Annotated in this window: 15 protein-coding genes; 3 read left to right on the plus strand and 12 right to left on the minus strand. The window is 68.9% G+C overall.

What is annotated here, in order from left to right:
- Positions 1–67 precede the first annotated feature (67 nt).
- A complete protein-coding gene (locus ACGHC0_RS13985; protein ID WP_368351566.1) occupies positions 68–973 on the plus strand; it encodes a LysR family transcriptional regulator in 906 nt (301 codons plus the stop codon).
- A 25-nt stretch (positions 974–998) separates the two neighbouring features.
- Positions 999–2,684 carry a rhodanese-related sulfurtransferase gene (locus ACGHC0_RS13990; RefSeq protein WP_415265891.1) on the plus strand — a complete coding sequence of 562 codons (1,686 nt, stop codon included), beginning with the start codon at positions 999–1,001 and terminating at the stop codon, positions 2,682–2,684.
- 32 nt (positions 2,685–2,716) lie between these two features.
- On the opposite strand, the gene ACGHC0_RS13995 is transcribed toward ACGHC0_RS13990, so the two are convergent.
- The 8 genes from ACGHC0_RS13995 to ACGHC0_RS14030 form a co-directional block, all read right to left on the minus strand.
- On the minus strand, positions 2,717–3,244 hold the full coding sequence (locus ACGHC0_RS13995; protein WP_415265892.1) for a disulfide bond formation protein B: 528 nt from the start codon (positions 3,242–3,244) through the stop codon (positions 2,717–2,719).
- A gap of 60 nt (positions 3,245–3,304) precedes the next feature.
- Positions 3,305–4,429: a sulfate/molybdate ABC transporter ATP-binding protein gene (locus tag ACGHC0_RS14000; RefSeq protein ID WP_368351569.1), complete on the minus strand. Its 1,125-nt coding sequence runs from the start codon at positions 4,427–4,429 to the stop codon at positions 3,305–3,307.
- 20 nt (positions 4,430–4,449) lie between these two features.
- Positions 4,450–5,373 (minus strand): sulfate ABC transporter permease subunit CysW, encoded by a 924-nt coding sequence (cysW, locus tag ACGHC0_RS14005; protein ID WP_368351570.1) that lies wholly within the window; start codon positions 5,371–5,373, stop codon positions 4,450–4,452.
- Between the two features lie 130 nt (positions 5,374–5,503).
- A complete protein-coding gene (gene cysT / locus ACGHC0_RS14010; protein ID WP_368351571.1) occupies positions 5,504–6,379 on the minus strand; it encodes a sulfate ABC transporter permease subunit CysT in 876 nt (291 codons plus the stop codon).
- Positions 6,380–6,382: 3 nt separating this feature from the next.
- Positions 6,383–7,396: a sulfate ABC transporter substrate-binding protein gene (locus ACGHC0_RS14015; protein WP_368351572.1), complete on the minus strand. Its 1,014-nt coding sequence runs from the start codon at positions 7,394–7,396 to the stop codon at positions 6,383–6,385.
- Between the two features lie 128 nt (positions 7,397–7,524).
- On the minus strand, positions 7,525–8,106 hold the full coding sequence (locus tag ACGHC0_RS14020) for an RBBP9/YdeN family alpha/beta hydrolase (RefSeq protein WP_107129602.1): 582 nt from the start codon (positions 8,104–8,106) through the stop codon (positions 7,525–7,527).
- 204 nt (positions 8,107–8,310) lie between these two features.
- On the minus strand, positions 8,311–9,027 hold the full coding sequence (locus tag ACGHC0_RS14025) for a hypothetical protein (RefSeq protein WP_415265893.1): 717 nt from the start codon (positions 9,025–9,027) through the stop codon (positions 8,311–8,313).
- Positions 9,028–9,227: 200 nt separating this feature from the next.
- Positions 9,228–10,163, minus strand: coding sequence for a LysR family transcriptional regulator (locus ACGHC0_RS14030; protein ID WP_107130885.1), 936 nt, complete (start codon positions 10,161–10,163; stop codon positions 9,228–9,230).
- Positions 10,164–10,302: 139 nt separating this feature from the next.
- On the opposite strand from ACGHC0_RS14030, the gene ACGHC0_RS14035 reads away from it, so the two are divergent.
- Positions 10,303–10,944, plus strand: coding sequence for an FMN-dependent NADH-azoreductase (locus ACGHC0_RS14035; RefSeq protein WP_415265894.1), 642 nt, complete (start codon positions 10,303–10,305; stop codon positions 10,942–10,944).
- 61 nt (positions 10,945–11,005) lie between these two features.
- Here the strand turns inward: ACGHC0_RS14035 and ACGHC0_RS14040 are convergent, their stop codons facing one another.
- The 4 genes from ACGHC0_RS14040 to ACGHC0_RS14055 form a co-directional block, all read right to left on the minus strand.
- Positions 11,006–11,560: an NADPH-dependent FMN reductase gene (locus tag ACGHC0_RS14040; RefSeq protein ID WP_208942668.1), complete on the minus strand. Its 555-nt coding sequence runs from the start codon at positions 11,558–11,560 to the stop codon at positions 11,006–11,008.
- Between the two features lie 125 nt (positions 11,561–11,685).
- Positions 11,686–12,483, minus strand: coding sequence for a MetQ/NlpA family ABC transporter substrate-binding protein (locus ACGHC0_RS14045; protein WP_415265895.1), 798 nt, complete (start codon positions 12,481–12,483; stop codon positions 11,686–11,688).
- 111 nt (positions 12,484–12,594) lie between these two features.
- The gene (locus ACGHC0_RS14050; RefSeq protein WP_415265896.1) at positions 12,595–14,160 is read right to left on the minus strand and encodes a methyl-accepting chemotaxis protein; all 1,566 of its coding nucleotides are present in this window, start codon (positions 14,158–14,160) and stop codon (positions 12,595–12,597) included.
- A 107-nt stretch (positions 14,161–14,267) separates the two neighbouring features.
- Positions 14,268–15,560 (minus strand): SGNH/GDSL hydrolase family protein, encoded by a 1,293-nt coding sequence (locus tag ACGHC0_RS14055; RefSeq protein WP_415265897.1) that lies wholly within the window; start codon positions 15,558–15,560, stop codon positions 14,268–14,270.
- Between the last annotated feature and the right edge of the window lie 175 nt (positions 15,561–15,735).

A 15,735-nucleotide genomic window follows, 5' to 3' on the forward strand; every position in this document is an offset into this window, starting at 1 on the left:
CCCGCTCGCCCGGTGACCATCGACAATAATTGGCATCTCTCCCCAGAAAAACTTCACCCTCGCACCCATGCACCTGCCGCTCAATGCCCTGCGAGCGTTCGAAGTCTCGGCGCGGCACCTGAATCTCACCCGCGCGGCGGAAGAGCTGCACGTGACGCAGACCGCGGTGAGCCAGCACATTCGCAATCTCGAAGAGCGTCTGGGCAAGCCGCTGTTCCGCAGGTTGCCGCGCGGGCTGGCGCTCACCGACGAAGGGCTGGCGCTGCTGCCGGCGCTGGCGGACGCGTTCGGCCGCATCGAGCGCGCGTTGGCGCAGTGCAGCGATACGCGCCCGCGCGAGGTGCTCACCGTAGGCGCCGTGGGCACCTTCGCCGTGGGGTGGCTGCTGCCGCGGCTGCAGGCGTTCCAGCAGCAGTGCCCGTTCGTCGATCTGCGCCTGCTTACCAACAACAACCGGGTGGACCTCGCGGGCGAAGGATTGGACTGTGCGATCCGTTTCGGCGACGGGGCCTGGCACGGCACCGAGTCGGACCGCCTGCTGGAAGCGCCCCTCACGCCCATGTGCTCGCCCGCACTCGCCGCCCGGCTGCGCGTCCCCGCGGACCTGGCGCGGGAACCGCTGCTGCGCTCCTACCGCGCCGATGAATGGGCCGCCTGGTTCGGTGCCGCGGGCGTGGCCTGCCCGGTGGTGCGGGGTACGGTGTTCGACTCGTCCCTGGCCCTGGCCGAAGCAGCGGCGCAGGGCGCGGGCGCGGCCCTGCTTCCCGCGCGCCTGTTCGAGCGCGAATTGCGACAGGGCCGGCTGGTGCGGCCGTTCGGCCACGAGATCGCGCTCGGGGCCTACTGGCTCACGCGGCTGCGGTCACGCGCTGCATCCCCCGCGCTCACGGCCTTCCGGGAATGGCTGCTGCAAGCCTGCGCCGTGAGCGGCGCGCCCATGGAGCCGTCGGCGTCTCCGGCCGTGGTGCCGTAGCCCCCCGGCTTATCATCCCCGCCCCATGCCCCAGATCCTGACCGCTGCCCTCTACCACTTCGCGACGCTGCCCGACTGCGAGGCGTTGCGCGGGCCCCTGCAGGCCGAATGCGACCGCCATGGCGTGCGCGGCCTGCTGCTGCTGGCCCCGGAGGGGGTGAACGGCACCATTGCCGGTACGGCGGAGGGCGTGCAGGCGGTGCTGGCCATGCTCCGTGCCCAGGCGCCGCTGGCCGGCCTGCGGCACAAGGAAGCCTGGGGCGACCGCATGCCCTTCTACCGCATGCGCGTACGGGTCAAGCGCGAGATCGTCACCCTGGGCGTTCCTGGCGTGGACGCGGCCCGCGATGCCGGCACCTATGTGAAGCCCGGAGACTGGAACGCGCTCATCGATGACCCCGACGTGGTGGTGATCGACGTGCGCAACGGCTACGAGAGCGCCATCGGCAGCTTCGCGCGTGCGGTGCGGCCCGAGACCCGGAGCTTCACCGAGTTTCCCGCCTGGGTGGAGGCGCAGACCGCACCGGGCGGCCTCCTGGCTGGCAAGCCGCGCGTCGCGATGTTCTGCACCGGCGGCATCCGCTGCGAGAAATCCACGGCGCTGCTCCGCATGCAGGGGTTCGGCGAGGTCTATCACCTCGAAGGCGGGATCCTGCAGTACCTGGAAGACGTACCCGCCGAAGGCAGCCGCTGGGAAGGCGACTGCTTCGTCTTCGACGAACGGGTCTCCGTGTCCCATGGCCTCGTGCCCGGAACGCACCGGCACCTGTGCCGGTCCTGCCGCATGCCGCTCGGCCCGCAGGACCTGGCCTCGCCCGACTACCTGCCGGGCGTGCGGTGCCCGCACTGCCGCGGCACGCGGCCCGCCGAAGAAGAACGGGCGCTGGCCGAGCGGGAACGGCAGATGGCCCTGGCCCGGCAGCGCGGCACGGAGCACCTGGGCGCCCGCCTGCCCATGCCGTCCCGCGCTGGCCAGGCCAGCAGCTCCGCTGCGCAAGACCATGGCCAGGACCCCGCGGAAGCCGGCACATCGCTGCCGGTGCTCTACAGCTTCCGGAGGTGCCCCTATGCGATCCGGGCACGCATGGCGATCGCTGCCAGCGGACAGTGCTGCGAATGGCGGGAAGTGGTGCTGCGCGACAAGCCGGCGGCGCTGCTGACGGCGTCGCCCAAAGGCACGGTGCCCGTCCTGGTGCTGCCCGGGGGCCGGGTGCTGGAGCAGAGCCTGGACATCATGCGGTGGGCATTGGCGCAGCGTGACCCCGCGGGCTGGCTGCAGGTGGGCGAGCCGGACGACGTGGAAGCGCTGCTCGCCTCCTGCGACGGACCTTTCAAGCAGGCGCTGGACCGGTGCAAGTACCCTGAACGCCATCCGGAGGTACCACGCGGCGCGGCGCAGTCACAGGCCCGGGCATGGCTCGAAGGCCTGGAGGACAGGTTGGCCCGCGGCGCATTCCTGTGCGGAAGCCGCGCCGCGCTGGCCGATGTGGCGCTCATGCCCTTCGTGCGCCAGTACGCGGCCATCGACCGCACCGCCTGGGACGCCCGGCCCTGGCCCCGACTGCAGGCGTGGCTGGCGGCATGGGAAAGCGGGGCGCTCTTCGAACAGGTGATGCACAAGGCTCCGGCGTGGCACGAGGGGCAGCCCGTACAGCTCTTTCCGTCCGGCCCGGCACTGGCGCCTGACGGCTCGCAAGCGTCCGGCGACTAGCCGGCGGGCGCAGGACCCGGCAGTCCGGCGGCTCAGGCCGCGGAAAACCCGCCGCGGCCGCGGCGCGGCGCACGGACCAGCATCACCAGGAGCACCAGGGCCATCACGACGAAGCAGACGAAGGACCAGTTGGCGATGCTGCCGCCCAGGAAGGTCCAGTCGATGGCCGCGCAATCGCCGGAGCCGCGGAAGATCATGGGAATGGCGCGGCTGATCGGAAAGTTCTCGATCATCCCGTAGAAGTCGCGCCCGCAGGTGGCGATCTCGGGCGGATACCACTGCAGCCAGCTCTGGCGCGCCGCCACGAAGGCGCCGAAGCCGGACAGCAGCAGCGCCAGCACGCCCCAGGTCATCCACCAGCCACGGCCACCGCGCAGGCTGCCCAGGCCCGTGAACACCGCCACGCCGATGAGCGCGTAGCGCTGCACGATGCACATGGGGCACGGCTCGAGGCCGACCACGTGCTGCAGGTACATGCCGAAGGCGAGCATCGCGATGCAGGCCGCGGAGATGAGGGCCAGCACGCGGCGCGGTGCGGCATCCAACCAGTTCGAAACCATGGAATCCTTGTCCTTGAAAACCCGGGCGCCGCAGGCGGCATCCGGCAAGGATGCAGCGTGTCAGATGCCCGCGGCGTGGTCCAGAAAAACGCGGGCGCGGCGCGGCGTCACCACCAGCGTTTCACCCTCCCTGAAACCCGCATCCCGGAACTGCTGCGCCGGTATCTGCGCTTCGATCAGGGCTTCGGGCTCCGCATTGTCCGCTGATTTGTGATCGGTATCCGGGATAAGTTCCAGGCGCGCGATCGGGCCGACCACGATGGCGCGGGACAGTTGCGCCACGATGCCGCGGGGACGGCCGTCGGCGCCCACGCCCTGCCCCGGCGAATAGCGCTCCACGTCCAGGTCGTGGGGGCGCACATAGGCGAAGGCGGCGGCATTCTGGGCGGAGGCATGCTCGGGCGAATCGATGGCCATGCCCTCCACGTGCACCAGGCCCTCGTGCGCCCGGCCGTGGAACAGATTCACGTCGCCCAGGAAGCCATAGACGAAGGGGCTCGCCGGCTGGTCCCAGACCTCCTGGGGGGAGCCGCTCTGCTCGATGCGCCCCTGGTTGATCACCACCACGCGGTCCGCCACCTCCAGCGCTTCTTCCTGGTCGTGCGTGACGAAGATCGAGGTCACGTGCAGTTCGTCGTGCAGCCGGCGCAGCCAGCGGCGCAATTCCTTGCGCACCTTGGCATCCAGCGCGCCGAAGGGTTCGTCCAGCAGCAGCACCTTGGGCTCCACGGCGAGCGCCCGCGCCAGGGCGATGCGCTGGCGCTGCCCGCCGGATAGCTGCGAGGGATGGCGGTCGGCCAGCCAGTCGAGCTGCACGAGCTTGAGCAGGTCCGTCACCTTCTGGCGGATCTGCGCCTCGGACGGGCGCTCGGAGCGCGGCTTCACGCGCAGGCCGAACGCCACGTTCTCGAACACCGTCATGTGGCGGAACAGCGCGTAGTGCTGGAACACGAAGCCCACGCCCCGGTCGCGCACGTGCACGTCGGTCGTGTCTTCGCCGGAAAAGTGGATGCTGCCGGTGTCGGGTGTCTCCAGCCCCGCGATGATGCGCAGCAGCGTGGTCTTGCCGCAGCCGGACGGCCCGAGCAGCGCGATGAGCTCGCCGGACTGGATGTCCAGGCTCACGTCCCGCAGGGCCTGGAAGTCGCCGAACTGCTTGCTGATGTTGCGGATTTCGATGCTCATGTGTGTCTCCCGGTCCTGGGTCAGCGGGTCGTCGTGGCGGAAGCGGCAGGGAAGGGGGTGGGCCGCTCCGGCGGAAGCTGGGCTGCGGCCTTGCGCTCCTGCTCGCTGCGCCACTCCGCGAAGGTCTTGATCACCAGGGTGACCAGCGCCAGCAGGGCCAGCAGCGAGGCCGCAGCGAAGGCCGCGACGGACTGGTACTCGTTGTAGAGGATTTCGACGTGCAGCGGGATGGTGTTGGTCTGGCCGCGGATATGCCCCGAGACCACCGACACGGCGCCGAACTCGCCCATGGCGCGTGCATTGCACAGGATCACGCCGTACAGCAGCCCCCACTTGATGTTGGGCAGCGTCACATGCCAGAAGGTCTGCCAGCCGCTCGCGCCGAGCACGATCGCGGCCTGCTCCTCGTCGCTGCCCTGCGCCTGCATCAGGGGAATGAGCTCACGCGCGATGAAGGGGAACGTGACGAAGACGGTCGCCAGCACGATGCCCGGCACGGCGAAGATGATCTTGATGTCATGCGCGGCCAGCCACGGGCCCAGCCAGCCGTTGGCGCCGAACAGCAGCACGTACACCAGGCCCGCCACGACGGGCGAGACGGAGAACGGCAGGTCCACCAGCGTCGTGAGGAAGGCCTTGCCGCGGAACTCGTACTTGGCGATGGCCCAGGCAGCCGCCACGCCGAACACGAGGTTGAGCGGCACCGCGATGGCCGCGGTGATCAACGTGAGGCGGATGGCGGACCAGGCGTCGGGCTCGCGCAGCGCATCCAGGTAGGCTCCGACGCCCTTGCGCAGCGCCTCGGTGAACACGGCCGCGAGCGGCAGCACGAGGAACAGCAGCAGGAAGGCCAGCGCGACCCCGATCAGCGTCCAGCGGACCCAGGGGGCTTCGGTGGTGCCGGCCTGGGCTCGGCGGACAACGCGTGTCGAATGGTTGTTCAAGGGCATTCTCCAAAGCGCACGGCACCCGTTGCAGGCACGGCACAGGCCAGGGCAGCCGTGGAACGGGCTTTGCCCGGCCACTGGCTGCGTCCCCCCTGGGGGGAAGGCGCGAAGCGACTCAGGGGGGACATCACTGGCTCTTGCGCTGCCAGGCCTGCAGCGCGTTGATGATGAAAAGCAGCGCGAAGGAGATGACCAGCATCACCACGGCCACGGCCGTGGCACCCGCGTAGTCGTACTGCTCCAGCTTGCCGATGATGATGAGGGGCGTGATCTCGGACACCATGGGCATGTTGCCGGCGATGAAGATCACCGAGCCGTATTCCCCCACCGCGCGCGCGAACGCCATGGCGAAGCCCGTGAGCAGCGCGGGCGTGATGGAAGGCAGGATGACCTTGGTGAAGATCTGCCACCGGGTCGCGCCCAGGCTGGTCGCGGCTTCCTCCAATTCCTTCTCGGCGTCCTCCAGCACGGGCTGCACGGTGCGGACCACGAAAGGCAGGCCGATGAAGATCAGGGCGATGACCACGCCCGCGGGCTTGAACGCGAGCTGGATGCCCAGGGGCTCCAGGTACTGCCCCACCCAGCCGTTGCCGGCCAGCAGCGCGGTGAGGGAGATGCCCGCCACAGCCGTCGGCAGCGCGAACGGCAGATCGACCAGGGCATCGACGATCTTCTTGCCGGGAAACCGGTAGCGCACCAGCACCCAGGCGATCAGCAGTCCGAACACGAGGTTGACCAGCGCAGCCAGGAAGGACGCGCCGAAAGTGAGCCGGTACGAAGCCAGCACGCGAGGCGCGCTGATGGCCGACCAGAACTGGTCCCAGGTGAGCGTGAAGGTCTTGAACAGCAGCGCCGACAGCGGGATGAGCACGATGATGCTCAGGTAGAAGAGCGTGTAGCCCAGCGTGAGTCCGAAGCCGGGCAGCACGCGGCGGGAGCCGCCACTGCGGGCACGGCCGGTCGCGGGCGCCCGGGCGCCCGGGGAAGGGATGGCCGCGCCCATGGATCAGCGGCCGCCGGGCGTGTAGAGCTTGTCGAACTGGCCGCCGTCGTTGAAGTGCACCTTCTGCGCTTCACCCAGCGATCCGAAGTACTTGGCGACAGTGAACTGCTTGACCGGCTTGAAAACGTCGGCGTGCTTCTTCAGCACGGCTTCGGAGCGCGGGCGCAGCGCATGCTGGGCGGCGATTTCCTGGCCTTCGTCGGAATACAGGTAGTCCAGGTAGGCCTTGGCAAGGTCGCCAGTGCCCTTCTTGGCCACGGTGCGCTCCACCACGGCGACAGGGTTCTCGGCCACCACGCTCACCGAGGGATAGACGGCATCGACCTTGCCCTTGCCGAACTCGCGCTCGATGGACAGCACCTCGGATTCGAACGTGATGAGCACGTCGCCCGTGTTGCGCTGCAGGAAGATGCTGGTCGCGTCGCGCCCGCCCTTGCCCAGCACCGGCACGTTCTTGTAGAGCTTGCCGACGAACTCCGCCGCCTGGGCATCGGTGCCGCCCTTCTCGCGCACGGAGCCCCAGGCAGCCAGGTAGGCGTATCGGCCGTTGCCGCCGGTCTTGGGGTTCACCACCACGACCTGCACACCGGGCTTGACCAGGTCGTCCCAGTCCTTGATGTTCTTGGGATTGCCCTTGCGCACCAGGAACAGCATGGTGGAGGTGGTGGGCGAAGCGTCGTTGGGGAATTTCTTCGCCCAGTCCTTCGCCACCACGCCGTTGGCAGCGAGGAAGTCGATGTCGGTGGTGGTGTTGAAGGTGACCACATCGGCGGCGAGGCCGTCGTTGACCGCGCGGGCCTGGGCGCTGGAGCCTCCGTGGGCCTGGTCGATGCGGACGTCCTGGCCGGTGGTCTTCTTGTAGTGGGCAACGAAGGCCTGGTTGTAGTCCTTGTAGAACTCCCGGGCGACGTCGTAGGAAACATTGAGCAGCGTGGCCGTCTGCGCGGATGCCACGCCCGCCGTGGCGGCGAGGGCCAGGGCGGCCAGGAGGGTCTTGAGTCTCGTCCGGGAATTCATGTGTGCGTCACCCAGGTTGTCTGTGAATGCAACCTATTGTGAACGTCCCTGCTTCCAACTCAAAAGAATAGATTCTTGTTAATTAATCAGCTGGGTGCATAAAGCACCGGGAAATGGGCCCTGCGCACTCACGCCGCAGAGCGCACCGGCTCCACGCCGCCGCCCGGTCCCCAGGCCACATCCTCCGTGAGAGAGTGCAGCAAGGCCCAGCCGAGCGGCCACTCGCCATGGCCGGAATCCACGTTGATGTGCCCTGCCTGCTGCAGCCGTACGAATTCGCTGCCCCAGGCCCGTGCATAGGCACCTGCCAGGCGGATGGGGCAATACGGATCGTTGCTGCTGGCCACCAGGATGCTGCGGTAGGGCAAGGGCGCATAGGGCACGGGGGCGAAATCGCTGAGCACGGCGCGGCGCTCCGGGTCGGCGGGCGCCACCAGCAGGGCACCGGTCACGCGGGATCGGGCCTGCGGGCCCATGTGCGCGGATGCGATGCAGCCCAGGCTGTGGGCGACGATCACCACCGGGTGGGGAGCCTCCAGCACGGTGCGCTCCAGCGTCCGGACCCAGGCTTCCCGCGTCGGGGTGATCCAGTCGTCCTGCACGACCCTGCGCGCCCCGGGCAGGCGTTCCGCCCAGAGCGTCTGCCAATGACCCGGGCCGGAGTCGCGCCAGCCCGGCACCACGATGATGGAGCGGTCCGCGCCGTTCATGGCAGCCTCCGCACGGAGGTCCTCCGGACGGCCGGCGACGCCGGGAAGGACTGGCAGGGACGCTGCCGACACGGAGGTTCGCTGTGGGGGACTGCTGCAGCCATGGGCATTGCTCCTTTGCATGCATGAATGGAGCGATTCTGGTGGGGCAGCTATAAAACCCAAACGAATATCTGGTTCTGAATTTATGAATATCTCATCTATTCAGAGGGGCTGGCGACGATCACCCGCATGCCGCAGCAGCAGGAGAACCTGCCACTGGGCCGCCACCAGGGCGAGGTAGGCGAACAGTTCCGCCCACTCCTCCACGACCACGGCCCGGCCCGCAAGGAAGCGCGCGACCGGCAGGCCCAGATGCCCTTCGGCATAGGTGCTGAGCGTGGCGGCGAGCAGCAGGATGGCCAGTTCCGCCCATGCGAATTGCCGGGAGCGCAGCAAAGCGGGCACGGCACGCAGGACCCGCGAACGCAGGAGCACCCAGGCGCACCACGCCAGCACGAGGAGCGCCAGAGGGGCCACCGCGGGCTTGTACCAGAGCACGGAGGAGGAATAGACCGGGCCCTCTGCAGAAAAACCTATCGGGGGCAGCAGCGCGGCCCCCCAGCTCAGTTCGCGTGCCGCCATCAGGCACCAGACCGGTGCCGAGGCCAGCGCGAGCCCTTTGGCCACAGAGCCTGCGGCGCGTCCGGCGGTACGCCCGCGGGCGACCAGCACGGCCATGCAGGCCCCCGCCAGCAGCACCACCACCTGGATATCTTCAAGGAGGCCGTTCTCCCAGCCGGCGGAGACGGGAAGGAGGGACGCGACCGCGCCGCTGACCGCCAGCCCCAGGAGCATGAAGGCCAGCCGCAGGCGGCGCCAGCGGACGGATTGCGGAGGAACGTGGAACGTCACCGGGGACGGGCAGGCAGCGGTGTTCATGGGCGGGCGATGGGACTGGCAACGAAGGCCCTGCGTGGCAGGGGCTGCGCACGCGTGGAGGGATTTGCGGCCCTGCGGTTCCCGCACCGGGATGCCGCTGCGCGTACGTGACTTACCGAAGAGTCCATAAAGTGACCAATCAGTTACGAATGAGTGTACGGCAAGTGTGTAAAGCGCGTGTAATGCCATGCGCGTAGTGATCAGGCAGTGCGCGTATCGCCGCGCCGGCAGACCACCTCGTTGTGCCCGGGAACGGTTTCGCCCAGGAAGTCCAGGAAGCGCCGTACGGCCGGGGCCAGGCCGCGGCGCGACGGGAACACCGCATGCACCACGCCGCGCGGGGTGGACCAGCCGGGCAGGATGCGCACCAGGCGCCCTTCGCCCAGTTCGGCCTGGCACATGTAATCGGGCAGCCAGCACAAGCCGGTGCCTGCGAGTGCGGCGAACTTGAGGGTGAGCAGGTCGTCCGCCACGTACCGGGGAGTGAGCTGCACCACCTCTTCCTGGCCCTCCGGCCCGACCAGCCGCAGGCTGGATCGGCCATCCATGGCGGACATGGCCATGCTGTCCAGCCGCGCCAGTTCGGACACGCTGGCCGGCGTTCCCTGCCGGGCCAGCAGGGCGGGACTGGCCACCAGTACCTGCCGGGCATCGTCCAGCCGCTTGACGACCATGCTGCCGCTGTCGTCCAGGTTGGGCCGTACGCGCAGGGCCACGTCCACGCCCTCTTCCACCAGATCGACGGCCCGGTTGGTGACCTGCATCTCCACCCGCACCTGGGGATGGCGCTCCAGGAAGATCGGCATCAGCTCGCCGAGCACCGTCTGGGCGAGCGTGACCGGGCAGCTCACGCGCACCGTGCCGCGCGGCTCCGTCTGGACCTCGGCCACCGCGTCGGAGGCAGCCTGCGCGGCCTCCCGCACCGCCTGGCAGTGGCGCAGGTAGGACTCGCCGATTTCGGTGAGCGACAGCTTGCGGGTGGTGCGCTGCAGCAGGCGCACGCCCAGCTGCGCCTCCAGGTCGGACACGCGACGCGACAGCCGGGACTTCGGGATGCCGAGCGCGCGGCCCGCGGCAGCGAAGCCGCCCCGCTCCACCACCTCGGCGAAATACAGCATGTCGTTCAGGTCTTGCATGGCCATGGCCCCCTGTTCATCGTCTCATGGATGGAACGATCTATCGTAAATGCTCTGCCTTATCAATGCATCCACACCGCCGCACAATCCAATCAACGCCACATGGTGTGGCCACTTACCCGACATCAGGAGAAATACCATGCAACTGCTGCACATCGATTCCGCCATCACCGGCAACGCATCCGTTTCGCGCCAGCTCACCGCCAAGACCGTGGCCGCCTGGGTGGCCGCCCATCCCGGCACCGAGGTGCAGTACCTCGATCTCGTGGCACAGGCTCCCGGCCATTTCACCATGGACGCGATGGCTCCCCGCACGGGGCAGACCGACGGGCTGAGCGAGACGCAGCAGCGCGAAAACGCCGTGTCCGAGTCGCTGGTGAGCCAGTTCCTCGCGGCCGATGTGGTCGTGGTCGGCGCACCCTTCTACAACTTCGGCATCCCCACGCAGCTCAAGGCCTGGATCGACCGCATCGCGCAGCCCGGCCGCACGTTCCGCTACGGCGCGAACGGCCCCGAAGGCCTGGCGAAGGGCAAGACCGTGATCGTAGCCTCGTCGCGCGGCGGGGTGTATTCCACGAGCGATGCCGGCCGGGCCCTGGAGCACCAGGAGAGCTATCTCCAGACGGTGTTCGGTTTCTTCGGCATTACCGATGTGCGCTTCGTGCGCGCCGAAGGCGTGGCCATGGGACCGGACGCCCGCGCCCAGGCGCTGGCGAGCGCGGATGCCGACATCCAGGCCCATGCCGCGGCACCCGCTGCCGCGCTGGCCGAAGCGGCCTGACACCGCGCTGTGGTGTGCGGGCGCCCTGCCCGCCCGGTGCCGCCCGGGTGCAGGTCTCCGGTCAGGCCTGTGCGTGGCGGCGAACCCAGGCCGCGTACTTGTCCACCCAGGTCTGGATGAACTGCCGGCTCGACTCGCCGATGCTGCCATCATCGGCGAACAGGCCGTCCTTGGCCTGGATGAAGGCTTCGGGCTGGCCGAGCGTGGGAACGTCGAGGTAGGCCAGCACGTTGCGCAGGTGCTGCTGGGCGAGCGCCGTGCCGATGGCACCGACGGACACGCCGATCACGCCCGCCGGCTTGCCGCCCCAGACGCTCTGGCCGTAGGGGCGGGAGGCATGGTCGATGGCGTTCTTGAGCACGCCCGGGATGGAGCGGTTGTACTCGGGCGTGACGAACAGCAGGCCCTGGGCCTTCGATATCTCGGACTTCAGCCGCAGCACGGATTCGCTCTGGTGGCCGTCGTCGTCCTGGTTGTACAGCGGCAGGTCGTCGATGCGCACCTGGGTGAGCGTGAAATCGGGCGGCGCCAGCCTGGCCAGCGCATCGGCCATGCGGCGGTTGAACGAATCCTTGCGCAGGCTGCCGACGAGGACGGCGATGGTGTATTGGCTCATGAAGACTCCTTGAGTGGCTGGTGAAAGCAGCCGGGCCGCGCTGTGGCGCGGCCCGGCAGTTCTCCATGATCACGGCCCCGCGGGAGCTTGCCTGTCAGGCAAGCGCGCATTCGGGGCGTGGCACCTCACCAGCCGGCGAGCACCGCACCCTTGAACTGGGTGTCGATGTACTGGCGCACTTCGTCGGAGTGGTAGGCCTTCACCAGCCTGGCCACCCAGGGCTTGTCCTTGTCGGCCTCGCGCACGGCGATGATGTTCACGTAGGGGCTCTTGGCGCTTTCCTGGGCGATGGCGTCGGTCTTGGGGTTGAGGCCGGCGGACAGCGCGAAGTTGGTGTTGATCGCGGCGGCGTCCAGGTCGTCCAGCGAACGGGCCAGCTGGGCGGCGTCCAGCTCCACGAACTTGAGCTTCTTCGGATTGGACGTCACGTCCAGCGGCGTGGCCTTGAGGCCGGCGCCGTCCCTGAGCTTGATGAGGCCCTTGTCCTGCAGCACCAGCAGCACGCGGCCGCCGTTGGTCGGGTCGTTGGGAATGCCGAAGCGCGCACCTTCCTTGAGGTCTTCGAGCTTCTTCACCTTCTTCGAATACAGGCCGATGGGGAAATTGACCGTGTAGCCCACGGACACCAGCTTGTAGCCGCGGTCCTTCACCTGGGCATCGAGGTAGGGCTTGTGCTGGTAGCTGTTGGCGTCGAGGTCACCGGCCGACAGCGCCGCGTTCGGCTGCACATAGTCGCTGAATTCGACGATCTGGATCTTCAGGCCGTCCTTCTCGGCCACTTTCCTGACCTGCTCGAAGATCTGCGCATGGGGGCCGGCGGTCACGCCAACCTTGATGGGCTTGTCCTGGGCCATCGCGCCAGGGGCCAGCAGCAGGGCGATCGACGAAGCAACGAGGGAGCGGAGAAGAGAACGCTTGTTCACAGGAGTGACTTTCCAATCGAAATGTGTGGAGGCGGATCGTATCGGCACGGGCCCGTTCCGCCAAAGAACGGGTTGTCATTTCCTCATGCCGGAAACGCCGGCCCGGCCCGGTCAGGCGGCCAGCTTGAAGACGCCCACGGCCTGCGCCAGGTGGGCGGCCTGCTGCTCCAGCGTGCGCGAGGCAGCGGCCCCCTGCTCCACCATGGCGGCGTTCTGCCGCGTCGATTCGTCCAGCTGAGCGACGGCCTCGCCCACCGATGCGATGCCGCCGGTCTGCTCCGCCGTGGAGGCGTTGATTTCGGCGATGAGCTGGGCGACGCGTTCCACCTGCCCCACGATGTCGGCCATGGTGGAGCCTGCCTGGCCCACCAGGCGGGACCCGTCGTCCACACGCGCCACGCTGTCCTCGATGAGTGCCTTGACCTGCCGCGCGGCCTCGGCACTGCGCTGGGCGAGGCTGCGCACCTCGCTGGCGACCACCGCGAATCCGCGGCCCTGCTCACCCGCGCGCGCTGCCTCCACGGCCGCATTGAGCGCGAGGATGTTGGTCTGGAACGCGATGCCGTCGATCACGCCGATGATGTCGGCAATCTTGCCGGAGCTCTCGGCGATCGCGGTCATGGTGGCCACCACCTCGCCCACGACCACACCGCCCTTGCCTGCCGCGGCGCTGGCCGACGCCGCCAGTTGCGCCGCCTGCCGCGCGGATTCGGCATTGCCGTTGACGGACAGGGTCATGCGCTCCATCGATGCCGTCGTGTGCTCCAGGTGCTGCGCCTGCGCCTCGGTGCGCTGCAGCAGGCCGGAGTTGCCCTCGGCGATCTGCAGCGCGCCATGCGCCATGGCCTCGGAAGCGCTGCGCACCCGGGCAACCACCGACGACAGGTTCTGCTGCATGCTGCCCAGCGAGGCCAGCACGCTGCCTGCGCGCGCCGCGGCAGCCCCCTGGACGGAGCCCAGGTCGCCGGACGCCACCAGGCCCGCGACCTCCGCCAGGGCCTGCGGCTCTGCGCCCAGCTGGCCGGCGATGCTGCGCGATACGGCCCAGGCCACCAGCACGCTGGCGGCCAGCGCCAGGACCAGAGCGCCCACCATCACGGCGCGGAATCCCCCCGCCTGCGCCATGGCCGTGGCGTTCTCGGCCTGGATGCGCGCCTCTTCGAAATCGATCAGCCGGTTGATGGCCGCCAGCCACTGCACGTACTGGGGCTTGGCCTGCGTCCAGAGCACTTCGCGCGCCTGCGCGCTGTCCTGGCCTGCGAGCGCCACGATGCGCTGCGTGGTCGCCACGGCCTGCGCCTCGGCCCGCTGGATGTCGGCATAGAGGGGCGCCAGTTCCGGGCCCGCTCCGGGCGAGCCGATGATGCGTTCCAGAGGACCCGCGGACTGTGCATAGAACGCCGCGAGCGAGGCGATGACCGCCACCTCGTGCTCCCGCTCCTGCTGCGTGGCAGCGAGGACGACATCGCGCACGGCGATCGAGCGGTCGTGCGCGGAACCCCGGAAATTGATGGCGTAGCGCTGGATCGGCACGTGCTCGGAGCCATTGGCGGCCAGGGCCCTGTCGATGGCCTGCACCTTGACGAGGGCGATCGCCGCCACCACGACCAGCAGCCCCACGACGATACCGAAGGCGACGGCCAGCCGCCGTGCGACGGTCATGCGAGAAAAACCCATTGCGTCTCACCTGCTTGATTGAATGTGACTCAATGTTACGCATGCGGAAGGCAGCGCGTGCGGCGGGTTTTTCAATCACGCACATCGGCGCCGGCTATCCGGGGGAGCTAACGGAAAAGCGAGAGATCGATGGCATCGGCCATGGCCTGGTAGCCGGCGTCGCCGGGGTGCAGGTGGTCGCCGCTGTCATAGGCGGCCCGCATTCTGGACGGGGCGGCCGGATCGCGCATGGCGGCGTCGAAATCGATGACGCCGTCGGCCTGCGGTGCCCCGGAGCGGATCCAGTCGTTCACGCGGGCGCGCCTGGCGTCTCCCGCCTGGTCGTAGTACGGGGACGGTTGCCCGTCGGGGCCCAGTGCATGGTCGAAGGGCAGCAGCGTGCCCAGGATCACCTTGAGCCGTGCGGCCCGCCCGCGCTGCACCAGGGTGGCGAGGCCTGCGATGATCTCGTCCGCGGTGACCGCTTCCGAAGGCACAAGGTTGGAGAAGCCGATGTCGTTGATGCCGATGAGCACGATCACGTGCGTGGCACCGGACAGTTGCAGCACATCGCGGTCGAACCGGCCCAGGGCGCGGGGACCCGCTCCGTCGTGCAGGATGCGGTTGCCCGAGATGCCCGCGTTCGCCACGCTGAAGCCGCGCAGGGACGGATCCGCCGCCAGGCGCCGCGCCAATGCATCGGGGTAGCGGCGCGAACCGTCCAGCGTGGAGGCCAGCCCGTCGGTAATCGAGTCGCCGAAGGTGACGATCGTGCCCTGCGCGGATGTATTGCGCACGTCGATTCCGCTGATCCAGTAGTAGGAAGTGGTCGGCGCATCCGCCGGCGCCACGTCCTCGGCCGTGGCCACGTTGCCGGCGGCCATGTACGTGTTGCGCATGCCCAGCTGGTGGTAGGTGCCCAGGGGCGTGCGCGGCCCCACGTAGAGCGAGACGGCCACGTCGGACAGGCTGTCGAGCGGAATCGCGACCACGTCGCTCCACAGCTCCTGCCCGGCCGGGATGGTGACCGACGCCTGGCCACCGAAGGTCAGCGCCACGTCGGTTCCCGGTACGGTGCGCGTGCCGCCAGCGCTGCGCGCGATGCGCAGTGATCCCACCGCCAGCGCGCCGGGACCGAACAGGTTGGAGACCCGCACCCGTACGCCGTCGCCTCCCGCGGCCAGGCGCATCACCTGGCGGATGGTGCGGTCCTGGATGAACGCCGGCGCCGGGCTGCCCAGGGCCGAGGAGGCGTTGTAGTCCGATACCGCAGCGCTCCAGGCGGCCTGCAGGGCCGGGAGGCTGCTGCCGCCGCCCCCTCCCCCGCCGCAGCCCTGCAGGATCGCGCCCGCGCACAGCGCACCCAGCAGGGTGCGCCGGCGGATGGGCAGGGAGGAAGAAGGAATCTGCGCAGTCGCCATGAAGTGTCTCCTGTCGTTGTTCACCGGAATCCGGGTGGCAGGCACGGTAGCAGCGGGGCCGCGGCCGGGTCTTTCAAAAACGTGCGGCCGCATTCAAAAATCCACCCAGGGAACACCCTGATCCGCTGGCGGTGGCGCTGTCAGCTTCCGCAAAGCCTGGCTTCCTAACATGCGT

Source organism: Acidovorax sacchari, from assembly GCF_042847045.1.
Lineage (GTDB): Bacteria > Pseudomonadota > Gammaproteobacteria > Burkholderiales > Burkholderiaceae_C > Paracidovorax > Paracidovorax sacchari.